The organism is Rhizobium sp. A37_96 (assembly GCF_053521765.1).
On sequence record NZ_JBNWDS010000002.1, the window covers coordinates 879,620 to 894,586 of the forward strand.

The window sequence follows — 14,967 nt, forward strand, 5'->3', positions numbered from 1 at the left end:
TGCGCCGGGATATTTGGACAGAGCCCATGACCATGTCTGACGACAACGTATTTCGTCCCAATCGCCGCGGCGTTCTTGCTGGCCTCGCCGTCTCGCTTTTTGCGCCCGGTATCGTCAGGGCGGCCGATGACAGCACGGCCGGGAGCAAACCCGGCGAGAGCAAGGGTGAGATCGCCCGCAGCGATGAAAAGGCTGCGGATGCGCCGCCGCAGCTTGCGGGCGACTATGCCAATGAGCGCCATGTGTTTCGGACCGACCTGTTGAGCAAGGGGCCGGCTCCCGACATCTACGAACCCTTGGTCACGCCATCGACGGCCGACCAGCTTTTCTATCGCAGCGGCCTCGGTGGCGAACTGGAGCTCGTCGCCTGGGTTTCTCGGTACACGCGCTCGGCCAAGCCGAAGCCGGCGGTGCTTTTCCTGCATGGCGGCAACGCCATCGGCCAGGGGCATTGGCAGCTGATGAAGCCCTATATCGATGCGGGCTATGTCGTCATGATCCCATCCATGCGCGGCGAGAATGGCCAGAAGGGCAATTTCTCCGGCTTTTACGATGAAGTCGCCGATGTGCTCGCTGCATCAAACCGGCTGCGGCACCTGCCGGGCGTCGATCCGCATCGCATGTTCCTCGCCGGGCACAGCATCGGCGGCACGCTGGCCATGCTGGCCGCCATGTCGACGAAGCGGTTCCGCGCGGTCGTGCCGATATCGGGCAATCCGGATGCCTATGCCTTCTTCGGCCGCTATCCGCAGGATATCCGCTTCAACACCAGAAACCCGCGCGAATTCCAGATGCGCTCGCCGCTCTGCTACGCGCACAGCTTCAAAAGCCCGGTAAAATTGTTTCATGGCACCGAGGAAGCTCATTTCGATTCGCGCCTGGCGCTTCTCTCGAAACGGGCGACAGCCGCCGGCGTGAAGATGGAAATGGCGACGGTGCCGGGCAGCCATAATTCGGCTCTGCCGGGTGAAATCGAGCAAAGCATCGAGTTCTTCAGAAGCGTGGCTGTTTAAAGCGGTTTCGGAAACCGCTTTAAACAGTTCTAGGCCATGAGCCTGTCGATAAGCGCTGCCGCCGCTTCCGCGATCACGGTTCCGGGCGGGAAGATCGCGTCCGCGCCGGCTGCTTCCAGTGCCGCGAAATCCTGGGGCGGAATGACGCCGCCGACGGCGATCAGCACCTTGCCGGCATGGCGGCGCGCAAGCGCAGCCTTCAGTTCCGGCACCAGCGTCAGATGACCAGCGGCAAGCGACGAGGCGCCGACGATATCCACGCCCTCGCGCACGGCGACATCGGCCACTTCCTCCGGAGTCTGGAACATGGCGCCGACCACGACATCGAAACCGAGATCGGCAAAGGCCGTGGCGATGACCTTCTGGCCGCGATCGTGCCCGTCCTGACCCATCTTGGCGATGAGGATGCGCGGCTTCTCGCCCCGTGCCCTGCGGAACTCCTCCACCTTGGCCACTGCCGCATTGAAGACCGGATCATGGGAGCCGACTTCCTTGCGGTAGACGCCCGAAATGGTCCTGATCTCGGCGACATGACGGCCATAGGCCTTTTCCAGCGCCAGCGAGATTTCGCCGACGGTGGCTCTGGCTCTCGCCGCCTTGACCGCAAAATCGAGCAGGTTGCCGGTGCCGTTTCGCGCGGCATCGGTCAGCGCATCCAATGCGCTCTCCACCGCTGCGGTCTCGCGCGTGCCTTTCAGCTGCTGAAGCTTGGAGAGCTGCCGGGCGCGCACCTCGGAATTATCGACCTTCAGCACATCGACTTCGATATCCTTTTCCGGCTTGGAAAAATTGATGCCGACGACGGTCTGGTGGCCGCTGTCGATGCGCGCTTGCGTGCGCGCGGCCGCTTCCTCGATCCGAAGTTTCGGAATGCCTTTTTCGATCGCCTTCGCCATGCCGCCGAGCGCCTCGACCTCCTCGATATGGGCAAGGGCGCGGGCTGCGAGATCATGGGTCAGCCGCTCGACATAGGCCGAGCCGCCCCAAGGGTCGATGATGCCGGTCGTGCCCGATTCCTTCTGCAGCAGGATCTGCGTGTTGCGGGCAATGCGGGCGGAATGGTCGGTCGGCAGAGCCAGCGCTTCGTCGAAGGAGTTGGTGTGGAGCGACTGGGTGTGCCCCTGCGTCGCCGCCATCGCCTCGACCATGGTGCGGATGATGTTGTTCATCGGGTCCTGCGCCGTCAACGACCAGCCGGAGGTCTGGCTGTGCGTCCGGAGCGCGAGGGATTTCTGGTCCTTCGGCGCGAAGTTCTTCTGCATCAGCGCGGCCCAGATCAGCCGTCCCGCGCGCATCTTGGCGACTTCCATGAAGAAGTTCATGCCGACGGCCCAGAAGAAGGAGAGGCGGGGCGCGAAGCTGTCGATATCGAGCCCGGCGGCGACGCCGGCCCGCGCATATTCTATGCCGTCGGCGATCGTATAGGCCAGCTCCAGGTCCGCCGTCGCGCCGGCCTCCTGCATGTGGTAGCCGGAGATCGAGATGGAGTTGAACTTCGGCATCCGCTGGCTGGTATAGCTGAAAATGTCCGAAACGATCCGCATCGAGGGCTGCGGCGGATAGATATAGGTGTTGCGAACCATGAACTCCTTGAGAATGTCGTTCTGGATCGTGCCGGAAAGCTTGTCCTCGGAGACGCCCTGTTCCTCCGCCGCGACGATATAGAGCGCCATGATCGGCAGCACCGCGCCGTTCATGGTCATCGACACGCTCATCTCGTCGAGCGGGATGCCGTCGAAAAGCTGGCGCATGTCGAGAATGGAATCGATCGCCACCCCTGCCATGCCGACATCGCCCGCGACGCGCGGATGATCGCTGTCATAGCCGCGGTGGGTGGCGAGATCGAAGGCAACGGAAAGGCCCTTCTGCCCGGCCGCAAGATTGCGGCGGTAGAAGGCGTTGGACTCCTCGGCCGTGGAGAAGCCGGCATACTGGCGGATGGTCCAGGGCTGCTGGACGTACATGGTCGGGTAGGGGCCGCGCAGGAAAGGCGCCGCGCCCGGATAGGTATCGAGGAAGTTCAGGCCGCTGAGGTCGCTTTCATCGTAGCTGCGCTTGACGCTGATGCCTTCCGGGGTCTCCCAGGCCGGGGCATCGGTCGTTGGCGATGTTGCTTGCGGTCTGGTCCAGGGGATGGTGGCGAAGTTTGGGATACGGGTCATTGAGCCGATGCCTCCGCGAATGCGACATTCATTCTCATGCCTCCACTCCCTCGTCCAGCCGCACCGGCATCAATCCCATGCCACCCGTGATCGGACCCAAAGCCCCCAGGATGGTTACCGGCCGTTCGGTCTTCATCGCAAACAGCGTCGTTCCCACGATCGGCTTGGCGCTTCGGCCCTTCCGTGCCTTGGCAACCATCGCCGCCAGTTCGCCGCCGGCGATTGCCTTGGCCAAGCCGCCTTTGCCTTCTATCCCGGTGAAAATTTCCCATGCCCGCTCCGCGAGAGCGTCGGTCAGCGTTTCGATGCCGCCAGCCCCGGCAGCGGGATCGACGACATGGTCGAGGTGGCTTTCGGCCATGAGGATCGTCTGCGTGTTGCGCGCCAGACGCCGCGCCAGCGGGTCGGGAATGCCGTGCGTCAGGCTGTGCGGCAGAACGGAGACCTCGTCGGCGCCGCCGACGCCGGCCGAAAAGACCGCGATCGCGTTGCGGAGAATATTCGTCTCCGGATCGAGGCGGGTTAGCATGCGATAGCTGGTTTCCGCGAAGAGATGCGCCGGCTGCGGATCCGAGACGCCGCAGGCTTCGGCGATCCGGGCAAAAATCAGCCGCGCCGCGCGTATCTTTGCGATCGTCATGAACTGGTTCTGATCGGCGGAGATGCAGAGGCTCGTCGCCCGGAGCGCTTTTTCCGGCGAAAGGCCGGCCTCTTCAAGCAATCGCAAATGGCCCACGAGGCTTGCGGCCATCACCGCCAATTCCTGCGCCTCGGTTCCGCCGGCATTGTGCACGGCGCGACCATCCGCGTTGACGATGGTGCCCGTGATGAGGTCTTTGGCGAAGCGCCTGAAGTCATTTGAGAGGGAAGCCTGTTCCTCGCCCGTCGAAAATGCATCGAGACCGAGATGCCATGCTCGGGCGCCGCCATCCGCGAGCGATGTCGTCAAGGTTTCGATGACGTTGGGCGTGAAGCCATCGAGGCGCAGCGTTGTGGCCTTGCGCGACAAAGCAGCTGCCAGCGCGCCGGAAAGGCCCGGGATTTGCGCATCGACGCCAATGCCGAAGGCGGAAGCGGAGGTTTTGGAGACGAGACAGGTGCCGTTTGCACCATTGGCAAGATCGTCGCCGAGCTGTGCGAGTGCCCGCTCACTATTCGGATCATCCATGCGCTGGACCACCGTCCAGGGCTCATCGGCTCGCTGGCGCGAAAGCGGGGCGCAATCGCGACGTCGCTCGTAAAGCGGCTCGATGGCAATGCCATCATCCGTTTGCGACACCAGCGTTTCCTGGAAATCCTTGCCTTTCAGCGCCCGTTCCACCAGCTTCAGCCAGGCCTTGTGATCGGTCTGGTCGAAGATGCCCGGGTCGAGACTGTCGATATTCATGCGATCCTCCGTACCGCAATGGTCTAGCCCATGATGCCGCGAGGGAAAACAGGAGTTTGGCCAGTCGGCGCAATATCTTCGCGGCTGCCGCCTTCGCCATCGACGCCAGCTTCGCTCCAGCCGCGACGGTCATTATGCGGCCGATCCGATATGTTCCAATGGTTTTCGATGATGGCCGATCTGCTGCCTGCCTCCCGTCACTTGCTCGCCGCCGCCGCCCTGGCTGGACTATCGGCATGCAGCATCATTCCCGACACCGGCGCGACCGACCCGGATCGCTTCGCCCAGGAAACGGCGCCGGTCTTCTATCGTCCGGAAGGCATCGATCCGCAGAAGGTGAAGCGCCTGCCGGTGCAGCCCGTGCCACAGGCGCGCGATCTCTTCCGCACCCAGTTCCATCAGACCTATGGCCTGCCGACGTTCAACCCGGTGCATCAGGCGATGTATGCCCAGCGGAACGAGGACGATTTCACGCTGCCGGCCATTCCCTACACGCGCATCGATCCGCGCTTCCTGCGGCAGGAAGTGGACTATCAGACCAACGAGCGTCCCGGCACCATCGTCGTCGATACGCGAGACCACTTCCTCTATTTCGTCGAGCCGGGCGGCAAGGCCATGCGCTATGGTGTCGGCCTCGGCGCGGCGGGATACGCCTGGCATGGAAGGGGTCTTATCCAGTGGAAGCAGAAGTGGCCGCGCTGGACGCCGCCCTCCGAAATGGTCGCGCGCGAACCGCAGATGCGATCGATTTCGGCCGAGCGTGGCGGCATGAACCCGGGGCCCACGAACCCGCTCGGCGCGCGGGCGCTCTATATCTATCAGAACGGCCGGGACACGCTCTACCGCGTTCACGGGACGCCGGATTGGCAGTCGATCGGCAAGGCCGCGTCTTCGGGTTGCGTGCGAATGCTCAACCAGGACGTGATAGATCTCTACAACCGAGTGCCCGATAAGACGGAAATCGTCGTTTTGTAGCGGTATTTTACCACAAATTTTCGTGATGTTGCATAAGTGCGATAGCGGGGTACGGCTGCGCTCTTTAGTTTTGCGCTTGTCTCTGCAAACCTCGCGGGGAGCCGAATCAGATCGCATGTTGCGGGTTTCGCTTCCCCCTCAATAGGAACTATGCTGTCGACATGAGCCTTCCTTCATCTCTATCCCGACGTAATTTCCTCGCCTTTGCTGGCATTGGCGCCGTTTCGACGCTCGCCGGCTGTGCTTCCACCATCGACAACGGCCCCGTCGTCAGCCCGGTGCAATATACCGGTTCACCGAGGCCGTTCCGTAGCTGGTTCTCCAGCTATGATGGCGAGCAACCGGACCCGGCCGTGATCTACGCGGCCGTGGATGACGGCGGCTTCCATGTTCCGGCGGTTCCCTACAAGCAGATCGATCCGCGCTTTTATCGCCAGCGGGTCATCGATCCGACAGGCGAAGCGCCCGGCTCCGTGGTCGTCAACACCACCCAGCGCATGCTCTACGTGACCGAGCAGGGCGGCACCGCCATGCGATACGGCATCGGCGTCGGCCGCGAAGGCTTCGCCTGGCAGGGCCGCGGCATCATCCAGTGGCGCAAGAAGTGGCCGCGCTGGAACCCGCCGGATGAAATGGTTGCCCGTCAGCCGGAACTCACCAAATACTCCATCTCCAATGGTGGCATGGATCCGGGCCTGATGAACCCGCTCGGCGCCCGTGCTCTCTACATTTTCGAGGACAAGCAGGATTCGCTTTATCGCCTGCACGGCAATCCCGACTGGCGCTCCATCGGCAAGGCCGTCTCCTCCGGCTGCGTGCGCCTGCTGAACCAGGACGTCATCGATCTCTATGATCGCGTACCGGAGCGCGCTCCGATTCTCGTCACGGCCTGATATCGCATATTCGCAAAAGGACGCCGTCTTCGGCGTCCTTTTGATTTCTCAAGAGCAGGCGGCGCTGATGCGCAGGCTTCATTCCGCTGCCAAATTTGCCTTAAGCTGCTGCAGCCGATCGCGCAGATTGGCCATTTCGGCCATATCGCAGCCGGTCGCCTGGCCGATGGCGTCCATGATCATGCCCACCTGGCATTTCATGTCCGTTCCTTTTTCCGTCAGTGAGATGATTACCTGCCGCTCGTCCTTCGGATCGCGCGCGCGGCTGATCAGACCGGCCTGTTCCAGCCGCTTGAGAAGCGGCGAGAGCGTCCCGGAATCGAGATCCAGCTTCTCGCCGATCGTCTTGACCGAGAGGGCGCCCTTTTCCCACAGGACGAGCATGACGAGATATTGCGGATAGGTAAGGCCGACGCGATCGAGAATCGGCTTGTAGGCGCGATTGAAGGCATGTGCGGCACTGTAGACCGCAAAGCAAAGCTGACTTTCCAGCCGCTTTTCCTCTTCGGGTATCATGATCTGCCCATCGGCCTTGTCCGTCATTGCTGCTCCGCCATTTTCTTGTTGGGGGCATTGTCACAAATTCACCTTGCAAAATCAAATTGCAAAAAATAAATATTGCGCACGATTAAATCGTGATATATACAATCATCATCCAAACCGAAGGGAGACATGACATGCCTATTCTCTACACCACCAAAGCTTCCGCCACCGGTGGCCGCGCCGGCCGTGCAGTTTCCGAAAATGGCGTCCTCGACGTCACGCTGACCGTGCCGAAGGAACTCGGCGGCGACGGCGCCACCGGCACCAATCCGGAGCAGCTCTTTGCAGCCGGCTATTCCGCCTGCTTCCTGGGTGCCCTGAAATTTGTCGCGGGCCAGCAGAAGGTCAAGATTCCGGAAGACGCAAAGGTTACGGCAACTGTTGGCATCGGTCCGCGTGCGGATGGCGGCGGCTTCGGCATCGAAGTATCCCTGGCCGTTCATATCCCCGGCATGGACAAGGCCGAGGCTGAAAAGCTCGCTGCCGCAGCGCATATCGTATGCCCCTACAGCCACGCCCTGCGCACGTCGACCGAAGTGCCGGTGACGGTTGCCTGAGCCAGCCCTGCGCGCCGCCTGAAAAGGCGACATAAAGAGATCAGGAGCGGAGGCTTTGCCTATCGCTCCTTTTCTTTTGCAAGAAAGTTGCTATATCTTTTCTTAGGAAAGGATGTGGCTATGGCAAAGGCTCAACTGATAAACCAGACGATGCCCGGTGAGGGACTCGTCATCACCAAGGCCGTCGTCAATGCTGCCGACCGGCTGGGATTGAATGCCCGCATACTCGCGGCCATCATCGGCGTGTCGGAGGCGACCGTCTCGCGCATGAAGCGGCAGGACCATCTGCTGGAGCGCGATAGCAAGCCGTTCGAACTTGCCGTGCTTCTCGTTCGCCTCTTCCGTTCGCTCGATGCCATCGTCGGTGGTGACGAAGCCGTCTCGCGCCAGTGGCTGCGCAACGGCAATCTCGCCTTCGGCGCAGCGCCAATCGACAAGATCACTTCCATTTCCGGTTTGACAGATGTCCTTGCCTATCTGGACGCCCGCCGCGCTCTCGTCTGAGGCGCGGGCCATCTCCGGCCATTATTGGCGGCTGGTGGAATCGCAGCATCAGGTTTCGACGCTGAAGCTGGTCGATACTCTGGAAGAGCAGGCTCTTCTCGAAAGCGTCCTGGAGGAAAGCAAGCCAGCGCTGCCGCCGGAATGCGCCGGCCTCGATTATTTGCTGGCGACGCCCTTTCGCTATGGCGCGATCTATCCCCATGGGTCTCGTTTCCGCCGCGCGGGCCGCACGCTCGGCGTTTTCTATGCCTCGGAGCAGGTGGAGACGGCCCTGGCGGAAATGAGCTTCTACCGGCTGCTCTTCTTCCGCGATTCCCCCGATACGCCGCTGCCCGCCAATGCGGCCGAATATACCGCCTTTGCCGCGGTCATCGCTACGAAGGCGGCGGTCGATCTGACCGCGCCGCCGTTGGATCGCGACCGGCAGCAGTGGACCGATCCGGTCAACTACGAGCCCTGCCAGTCGCTTGCCGAGGCGGCGCGAAGCGGCGGTATCGAGGCCATCCTCTATCGATCCGTCCGGGATCCTCAGGGAGGCAGGAACATCGCGCTGCTCACGGCAAAGGCCTTTTCGGCGCGGGAGCCGGTCGAACGACAGACCTGGCGCATCCGGCTGTCGCGTGCCGGCGTGCAGGCGCTATGCGAATTTCCACGGCGTCGAATCGGTTTCGAACAGCGGGATTTCGAGGCGGATCCCCGGCTATCGACGCGTTAGTTCAGAGCAAAGCAGCCAGATCGCCGCGCAAGCGGTCGCCATTGCCATCGGGCAGCCGTTCTTCCAGCGCCGCGTGAGTGGCCTTCCAGACCGGAACGGCGGCGGCGAGCGCGGCCTTTCCGGATGGCGTAAGGCTCAGCAGGCGGGCGCGGCGATCCTTGGGATTGGGTACGATGCTGACCCATCCACGCCGTTCCAGCGGTTTTAAGGCCGCCGTCAGCGTCGTCTGGTCTATTGCCAGCAGCGCCGTAACCGATCCCATGGAGGCCGGCGCAGGCCTGTTCAGGGACATCATCAGAGAGAATTGACCATTGGTGAGCCCAAACGGCCGCAACGCTTCGTCAAAGCGGCGGGCAAGCGCGCGGGCGGCCCGCTGCACATGCAGGCAAAGACAGGTATCGCGCACTAACAGCGTGGTTTCAAAGGGAATTTCGACTGCGTTTGACATGATTCATTAATATTGATATCAATGTATTTGTCAAGATTTTGGTAGTTGGTAGGCCGGAGGAGGGCGCTGACAATGAACCAGGTCGTTTCCAGGGACGTATGGCTGGAGGCCCGCCGCCAGCTGCTCGCCAGGGAGAAGGAGGCAACGCATCTTCGCGATCGCGTCAACGCGGAGCGCCTAGCGCTGCCTTGGGTAAAGGTCGAAAGAGACTATGTCTTCGACACGCCTGCCGGCAGGAAGACGCTCGCGGATCTCTTCGATGGCCGCAGCCAGCTGATCGTCTACCATTTCATGCTCGGACCGGATTGGGATGCCGGCTGCACCGGCTGCTCCTTCCTCGCCGACCATCTCGATGGAACGCTTCCGCATCTCAATCATCACGACGTGACGCTGGTCGCCGTTTCCCGCGCGCCGCTGCAGAAGGTGGAGGCGTACAGGAAGCGCATGGGTTGGGGGTTCCCCTGGGTGTCGTCCTTCGCCAACGATTTCAATTTCGACTATCACGTCTCCTTTTCGAAGGAGCAGCTCGCCGCCGAGACGGTCTTCTACAATTTCACGCCGATGGAATCGGCCGAAGGATATGACGAGCTTCCCGGCCTCAGCGCCTTCTACAAGGACGAAGCCGGCAATATCTTCCATACCTACTCGAGCTATGCCCGCGGCCCCGAGGAATTGATCGGCACGCTGATGATCCTCGATCGTGCGCCGAAGGGACGGAATGAAAACGGCACGATGCATTTTGTCCGCCGCCACGACGAATATGAGGATGCGGCGAAGGCGCATTCCTGCTGCCATTGAGGCATGATGAGGCCCTTGAATTCACCCAATGGGGAACAGCGGTCGAGCTGCTGCGTTCTGTGCCTAGGAAATGCCCGACGCCTGCTTGCCGGGAAACGAATGGATCAATCGATCGACCATCGTTCGGCCGTCATTGTCGTCGGGCATGATGCGCCTGCGCCGACATCGGGTTCGGGACGAGACGGATGACTGCAACAATCACAATAGGGAGAGAGATGTCATGGCTGAGAAGGGATATTTCGTCTGGTACGAGCTGATGACCACCGACATGAAAGCGGCCGAAGCTTTCTATAGCAAGGTCGTCGGTTGGGATGCGGCGGATGCCGGCATGCCGGAGGTCGGCATGGACTATACGCTTTTCAGCGCCGGTGCGGGCCCCGTCGCCGGCTTGATGATCTTGCCGGAAGAGGCGAAGGCCATGGGCACGCCGCCCTGCTGGACCGGCTATATCGGCGTTCCCAATGTCGACGAGGCGGCGAACACCATCCTGGCCAAGGGCGGCAAGATCTATCGTGAGCCGACGGATATTCCGGGTGTCGGCAGGTTCGCCGTCGTTTCCGATCCTTACGGCGCCGCCTTCTGCGTCTTCACGCCGCTACCGGGCCAGGATTGGGCGCCGGCGGCGCCGGCTACTCCGGGCTATTTCGGCTGGCATGAGCTCTATGCCGGCGACGGCCCGAAGGCCTTCGATTTCTACAGCGAGATGTTCGGCTGGGAGCTGAGCTCCGATTTCGACATGGGGCCGATGGGCAAGTACAAGATCTTCAAGATCGGCGATCGGGACTTCGGCGGCATCATGACCAAGCCGGCGGAAATGCCGGTGCCGGCGTGGAATTTCTACATCAACGTTCCGGCGATCGATGCCGCCATCACCCGCATCACCGAAGGTGGCGGCAGCATCGTCAACGGTCCGATGGAGGTTCCCGGCGGCAGCTGGATCGTCCAGGCCACCGATCCGCAAGGAGCGTTCTTCTCGCTCGTCGCGCCGGTGCGCTGAAGCCAATCCTCCCCTTGAGGCAACGAACACCTCCCCCTCGAGGGGAGGTGATTTTCTACCGCTTCAAGCTGCCGAGAATGCCCCGCACCAAGGCCCGCCCGACCTGCGTCGCAACCGTGCGCGCCATGCTTTTCATCGTTGCTTCCAGGATCGTCTCGCGCTGATAGCCGGAACGGCCGCGGCTTGCCGGCTTGCCGCTGTCGCCGCCGAAGCCTGGCAGCGTCCAGCCATCGCCTGCGCTCTCATTCTGCGGCGCGGCCGCCTTGCGCGCACGCTCGGTCAGGATTTCATAGGCGGATTCGCGATCGACCGTCTGGTCGTAGACGCCGGCGACCGGGCTGGCATGGATGATGGCCTGGCGCTCGGCATCGCTGACCGGGCCGATGCGGCCGGATGGCGGGCGGATCAGCGTGCGCTCCACGACCGACGGCACACCCTTGCCTTCCAGCATCGACACCAGCGCCTCGCCCGTGCCAAGCGTGGTAATGACCTCAGCGCAATCGAAGGCGGGGTTGGGCCGGAAGGTCGAGGCGGCCGTCTGAACGGCTTTCTGCTCGCGCGGCGTATAGGCGCGCAATGCATGCTGTACGCGGTTTCCGAGCTGCGCCAGCACCGTTTCCGGCACGTCGAGCGGGTTCTGGGTGACGAAATAGACGCCGATGCCCTTGGAGCGGATGAGGCGCACCACCTGCTCGACACGCTCGATCAACACCTTCGGCGCATCGTTGAAGAGCAGGTGCGCCTCGTCGAAGAAGAAGACCAGCTTCGGTTTCTCCGGATCGCCGACTTCGGGCAGTTCCTCGAACAGTTCGGAGAGCAGCCACAGCAGGAAGGTGGCATAGAGGCGCGGGTTCATCATCAGCTTGTCGGCGGCCAGCACCGAGACCTGGCCGTAGCCGTCATTGCTGACGCGCATGATGTCGGAGATTTTCAGCGCCGGCTCGCCGAAAAAGTTCTCAGCACCCTGCTGCTCCAGAACGAGCAATGCGCGCTGGATCGAGCCGACGGAGGATTTCGAGATCAGGCCGAAGCGGCTGGAAAGTTCGCTGGCATTGTCGCCCATGTAGTTCAGCAGCGCCTGCAGGTCCTTGAGGTCGAGCAGCGCCAGGCCGTTTTCATCGGCGATCTTGAAGGCGATGTTGAGCACGCCTTCCTGTGCTTCGGAGGCATCCATCAGCCGCGCGAGCAGCAGCGGCCCCATTTCGGCGATGGTCGTGCGGACGCGATGGCCTTTCTCGCCGTAAAGATCCCAGAAGATGACCGGGAACTGATCGAACTCGTAGGGCGACAGGCCAATCTCTTCGGCCCGCTTGAGCAGGAAATCCTTGGCCTCGCCCTTGACGGCAATGCCGGAGAGATCGCCCTTGATGTCGGCGCAGAATACCGGCACGCCGGCCTTGGAAAAGCCTTCCGCCAGCACCTGCAGCGTCACCGTCTTGCCGGTGCCGGTGGCGCCGGTCACAAGGCCGTGGCGGTTGCCGAATTTCAGTGTCAGGAACTCGTCCTTGTTGATGCTTTCGTCCGGCTTGCGGCTGGCGCCGACGAAAATCTGTCCATCCTGCTGCGGCATGGTGTCGTCTCCCTTTGGGCGGCGGCACAGCAGCCTTTTCGGGCTGCCAGGGCCATTCATCGATTTGTCCTGACACTGTTATAAGAACTCGCATGAAGAGGGACAACCATTCGCATCGCCGTTCCGCTTCTGGTAGTATAATGGGGTCCGGCGCGGCTTGTGTCGGTTGCCCCATTCAGTTACGTTGACGTTAACGTCGTAAAGGCAGGAGGCCACAGTGAACGAAGTTATTGATCAGATCGCAACCAAAGCCGGCATCGCTCCTGATCTCGCAGAGAAGGCCGTCGGCATGATCCTCGCCTTCCTGCAGCGCGAGGCTCCGGATGGCCCCGTTACCAAGATGATCGAATCGATCCCTGGCGCTTCCGATCTCGTCGCGCAGTATGGCGGCCAGGACGCCGGGGGCGGCGGTCTGCTCGGCGGCTTGCTCAGCGCCGTTGGCGGCGGCGGTGGCCTCATGGCGCTCGGCCAGCAGCTGATGAGCAGCGGCCTCAGCATGGGCGAGATCACCTCGCTCGCCAAGGAAACGATCTCAACCGCCCGCCAGCACGCCGGCGACGAGGTGGTGGACCAGGTCGTCAACTCCGTCCCGGGCCTGCACCAGTTTCTCTGATCGGCATTTTCTCTCCGACACCAAAAAGCCCCGCGGCTATACCGCGGGGCTTTTTGTCATGAACAGGAAGCCGGCGGCAATCATCGCCAGCCCCTTTTTGCTCAAACTCTTTTGCTGCCCTGTTTCCCATTGATCTGGTGCCATTTGCGGCCGTCGCGTTCGATGAGTTTGTCGGCGCTGGCCGGGCCGGTGCTGCCGGGCGCATAGGGATCGGGCTTGCCGCCTTTGGCCCAGAGATCGAGGAAAGGCTGCACGGCGGCCCAGCCGGCTTCGATACCGTCGGCACGCTGGAACAGCGTCTGGTCGCCGACGAAGAGTTCGTAGAACAGGCTCTCGTAACCGGTCTGCCTGCCGATGTCGAACCTGTCGGCATAGCGGAAGTCGAGCGAAACCGGCGCGGTTTTCAGCACCAGTCCCGGCGACTTGATCGAGATTTCCATGTCCAGGCCTTCGTCGGGCTGAACCTGGATGATGAGCCTGTTCGGCGGCAGCTCGGGGCGCGAGCCGTGGCGCGGGAACTGCGCGAACGGCACCTGCCGGAAGGTGATGACCACTTCCGTATCGCGTGCCTTCAGCGCCTTGCCGGTGCGCAGGTAGAAGGGCACGCCCGCCCAACGCCAGGTATCGACGAAGAGCTTCAGCGCCACGAAGGTTTCGGTGTTGCTGTCGGGCGCGACATCGGCCGTCTGCGTATAGGCGGGCAGATCGTGGCCGGCGAGCGGGCCGGCGGTATAGGCGCCGCGCACGGCGTTCTTAGCCGCTTCCTCGGGCGAATACAGCCGCAGGGCCTTCAGCACCTTGCCCTTCTCGTTGCGGATCGATTCCGCGTCGAAGCTGTTCGGCGGCTCCATCGCCACCATCGCCAGCAGCTGGAAGAGATGGTTCGGCACCATGTCGCGCAAGGCGCCGGTGGCATCATAGAACTTGCCGCGCATGCCGACATCGACCAGCTCGGCCGCCGTGATCTGGACATGGTCGATATAGTTGTTGTTCCACAGCGCCTCGATCATCATGTTGGCGAAGCGCGTCGTCATGATGTTCTGGACGGTTTCCTTGCCGAGGAAATGATCGATGCGATAGATCTGGCTTTCCGATACGTGGTTCAGAAGCCGCGCGTTCAATGCCTGTGCCGAGGCGAGATCGTTGCCGAACGGCTTTTCGATGGCGATGCGGCGGAAGGCGCCGGTGGCCTCGTTCATCAAGCCGTTTTCGGAGAGCTTCTCGGCGATGTCGCCAAAGAATTGCGGCGGCACCGCGAAATAGAAGGCCGCATTGGCACTCGGCGCATGGCCGAGATAATCCGAAATCTCCTTGTAGACACCGTTCTGGGTGAAATCGCCGGAGATATAGTTGATGCGCGTGCGCAGGCTCTGCCATGCCGCCTGCCGTTCCGGATCGTCCATGTCGCCGGAGGTCTTGAGAAAGGCTTCCAGCCGCTCCAGCAGCATCTCGACGCCGCCGGTTTCGATGCCGACGCCGAGGATATGCAGATCGCTTCCCACCAGCCCGCTGCGGGTCATGTTGATGAGTGTCGGGACGAGCAGCCGCCGGGTGAGATCGCCGGCGGCACCGAAGATCACGAAAGTCAGCGGCGGGGCCGGTGCGACGTCGGGGGTGGTCATGAACGCGTCTCCTTGTGGCGGCCATTAAGGGGGCTTGTGGACGACATCGACTATCTCCTCGGAGCTATTGCTGTTTCAGCTTTGGCTGAGGGTGTTCTAGCGCGGGCCGACGCCGGTTGTCGATGGGATCGACGCGCCGCCGTCGGCCGGGGTTTCGGGATTGGCAAACG

Annotated in this window: 15 protein-coding genes; 9 read left to right on the plus strand and 6 right to left on the minus strand. The window is 62.2% G+C overall.

The features are described 5' to 3' along the window. Nucleotides 1–26: 26 nt before the first annotated feature. Entirely contained in the window at nt 27–1,013 is a 987-nt protein-coding gene (locus ACQZ6J_RS10725) for an alpha/beta hydrolase family protein (RefSeq protein WP_163991552.1), read from the plus strand. 29 nt (nt 1,014–1,042) lie between these two features. Here ACQZ6J_RS10725 and scpA read toward each other — a convergent pair whose 3' ends face one another. Both scpA and ACQZ6J_RS10735 read right to left on the minus strand, forming a co-directional pair. Next, nucleotides 1,043–3,175, minus strand: a complete 2,133-nt coding sequence (scpA, locus tag ACQZ6J_RS10730) for a methylmalonyl-CoA mutase (RefSeq protein WP_449083897.1) — start codon at nt 3,173–3,175, stop codon at nt 1,043–1,045. Between the two features lie 34 nt (nt 3,176–3,209). After that, nucleotides 3,210–4,562 carry a methylmalonyl-CoA mutase family protein gene (locus ACQZ6J_RS10735; protein ID WP_449083899.1) on the minus strand — a complete coding sequence of 451 codons (1,353 nt, stop codon included), beginning with the start codon at nt 4,560–4,562 and terminating at the stop codon, nt 3,210–3,212. Nucleotides 4,563–4,733: 171 nt separating this feature from the next. On the opposite strand from ACQZ6J_RS10735, the gene ACQZ6J_RS10740 reads away from it, so the two are divergent. Together ACQZ6J_RS10740 and ACQZ6J_RS10745 are read left to right on the plus strand one after the other, a co-directional pair. Further along, nucleotides 4,734–5,537: a L,D-transpeptidase gene (locus tag ACQZ6J_RS10740; RefSeq protein WP_449084168.1), complete on the plus strand. Its 804-nt coding sequence runs from the start codon at nt 4,734–4,736 to the stop codon at nt 5,535–5,537. A 161-nt stretch (nt 5,538–5,698) separates the two neighbouring features. Then, nucleotides 5,699–6,430, plus strand: coding sequence for a L,D-transpeptidase (locus ACQZ6J_RS10745; protein ID WP_163991547.1), 732 nt, complete (start codon nt 5,699–5,701; stop codon nt 6,428–6,430). Nucleotides 6,431–6,508: 78 nt separating this feature from the next. On the opposite strand, the gene ACQZ6J_RS10750 is transcribed toward ACQZ6J_RS10745, so the two are convergent. Next, nucleotides 6,509–6,973, minus strand: coding sequence for a MarR family winged helix-turn-helix transcriptional regulator (locus ACQZ6J_RS10750; RefSeq protein WP_449083902.1), 465 nt, complete (start codon nt 6,971–6,973; stop codon nt 6,509–6,511). Between the two features lie 134 nt (nt 6,974–7,107). On the opposite strand from ACQZ6J_RS10750, the gene ACQZ6J_RS10755 reads away from it, so the two are divergent. From ACQZ6J_RS10755 to ACQZ6J_RS10765, 3 genes are all read left to right on the plus strand, one after another. Further along, nucleotides 7,108–7,530 (plus strand): organic hydroperoxide resistance protein, encoded by a 423-nt coding sequence (locus ACQZ6J_RS10755; RefSeq protein WP_163991543.1) that lies wholly within the window; start codon nt 7,108–7,110, stop codon nt 7,528–7,530. A gap of 120 nt (nt 7,531–7,650) precedes the next feature. After that, nucleotides 7,651–8,034 carry an MbcA/ParS/Xre antitoxin family protein gene (locus ACQZ6J_RS10760; RefSeq protein ID WP_163991541.1) on the plus strand — a complete coding sequence of 128 codons (384 nt, stop codon included), beginning with the start codon at nt 7,651–7,653 and terminating at the stop codon, nt 8,032–8,034. Further along, nucleotides 7,994–8,749, plus strand: coding sequence for an RES family NAD+ phosphorylase (locus ACQZ6J_RS10765; RefSeq protein ID WP_449083905.1), 756 nt, complete (start codon nt 7,994–7,996; stop codon nt 8,747–8,749). Before ACQZ6J_RS10760 ends, ACQZ6J_RS10765 begins: the two co-directional genes overlap by 41 nt. Before the next feature lies 1 nt (nt 8,750). On the opposite strand, the gene ACQZ6J_RS10770 is transcribed toward ACQZ6J_RS10765, so the two are convergent. Further along, on the minus strand, nt 8,751–9,197 hold the full coding sequence (locus tag ACQZ6J_RS10770) for a MarR family winged helix-turn-helix transcriptional regulator (RefSeq protein ID WP_449083907.1): 447 nt from the start codon (nt 9,195–9,197) through the stop codon (nt 8,751–8,753). A gap of 72 nt (nt 9,198–9,269) precedes the next feature. Here ACQZ6J_RS10770 and ACQZ6J_RS10775 point away from each other — a divergent pair, with 72 nt between their 5' ends. Next, the gene (locus ACQZ6J_RS10775; protein ID WP_449083911.1) at nt 9,270–9,995 is read left to right on the plus strand and encodes a DUF899 domain-containing protein; all 726 of its coding nucleotides are present in this window, start codon (nt 9,270–9,272) and stop codon (nt 9,993–9,995) included. 220 nt (nt 9,996–10,215) lie between these two features. After that, the gene (locus tag ACQZ6J_RS10780) at nt 10,216–10,992 is read left to right on the plus strand and encodes a VOC family protein (RefSeq protein ID WP_449083913.1); all 777 of its coding nucleotides are present in this window, start codon (nt 10,216–10,218) and stop codon (nt 10,990–10,992) included. Between the two features lie 55 nt (nt 10,993–11,047). Here ACQZ6J_RS10780 and ACQZ6J_RS10785 read toward each other — a convergent pair whose 3' ends face one another. Next, nucleotides 11,048–12,562, minus strand: a complete 1,515-nt coding sequence (locus ACQZ6J_RS10785) for a helicase HerA-like C-terminal domain-containing protein (RefSeq protein WP_449083915.1) — start codon at nt 12,560–12,562, stop codon at nt 11,048–11,050. 217 nt (nt 12,563–12,779) lie between these two features. On the opposite strand from ACQZ6J_RS10785, the gene ACQZ6J_RS10790 reads away from it, so the two are divergent. Next, entirely contained in the window at nt 12,780–13,175 is a 396-nt protein-coding gene (locus ACQZ6J_RS10790) for a hypothetical protein (protein WP_163991530.1), read from the plus strand. Between the two features lie 101 nt (nt 13,176–13,276). Here the strand turns inward: ACQZ6J_RS10790 and zwf are convergent, their stop codons facing one another. Continuing rightward, a complete protein-coding gene (zwf, locus tag ACQZ6J_RS10795; RefSeq protein WP_163991528.1) occupies nt 13,277–14,797 on the minus strand; it encodes a glucose-6-phosphate dehydrogenase in 1,521 nt (506 codons plus the stop codon). Nucleotides 14,798–14,967 lie beyond the last annotated feature (170 nt).

Coding starts and splice junctions, on each gene's coding strand:
- ACQZ6J_RS10725 (WP_163991552.1), top strand. CDS start 27: ATGACCATGTCTGACGACAACGTATTTCGTCCCAATCGCCGCGGCGTT.
- scpA (WP_449083897.1), bottom strand. CDS start 3,175: ATGACCCGTATCCCAAACTTCGCCACCATCCCCTGGACCAGACCGCAA.
- ACQZ6J_RS10735 (WP_449083899.1), bottom strand. CDS start 4,562: ATGAATATCGACAGTCTCGACCCGGGCATCTTCGACCAGACCGATCAC.
- ACQZ6J_RS10740 (WP_449084168.1), top strand. CDS start 4,734: ATGGCCGATCTGCTGCCTGCCTCCCGTCACTTGCTCGCCGCCGCCGCC.
- ACQZ6J_RS10745 (WP_163991547.1), top strand. CDS start 5,699: ATGAGCCTTCCTTCATCTCTATCCCGACGTAATTTCCTCGCCTTTGCT.
- ACQZ6J_RS10750 (WP_449083902.1), bottom strand. CDS start 6,973: ATGACGGACAAGGCCGATGGGCAGATCATGATACCCGAAGAGGAAAAG.
- ACQZ6J_RS10755 (WP_163991543.1), top strand. CDS start 7,108: ATGCCTATTCTCTACACCACCAAAGCTTCCGCCACCGGTGGCCGCGCC.
- ACQZ6J_RS10760 (WP_163991541.1), top strand. CDS start 7,651: ATGGCAAAGGCTCAACTGATAAACCAGACGATGCCCGGTGAGGGACTC.
- ACQZ6J_RS10765 (WP_449083905.1), top strand. CDS start 7,994: ATGTCCTTGCCTATCTGGACGCCCGCCGCGCTCTCGTCTGAGGCGCGG.
- ACQZ6J_RS10770 (WP_449083907.1), bottom strand. CDS start 9,197: ATGTCAAACGCAGTCGAAATTCCCTTTGAAACCACGCTGTTAGTGCGC.
- ACQZ6J_RS10775 (WP_449083911.1), top strand. CDS start 9,270: ATGAACCAGGTCGTTTCCAGGGACGTATGGCTGGAGGCCCGCCGCCAG.
- ACQZ6J_RS10780 (WP_449083913.1), top strand. CDS start 10,216: ATGGCTGAGAAGGGATATTTCGTCTGGTACGAGCTGATGACCACCGAC.
- ACQZ6J_RS10785 (WP_449083915.1), bottom strand. CDS start 12,562: ATGCCGCAGCAGGATGGACAGATTTTCGTCGGCGCCAGCCGCAAGCCG.
- zwf (WP_163991528.1), bottom strand. CDS start 14,797: ATGACCACCCCCGACGTCGCACCGGCCCCGCCGCTGACTTTCGTGATC.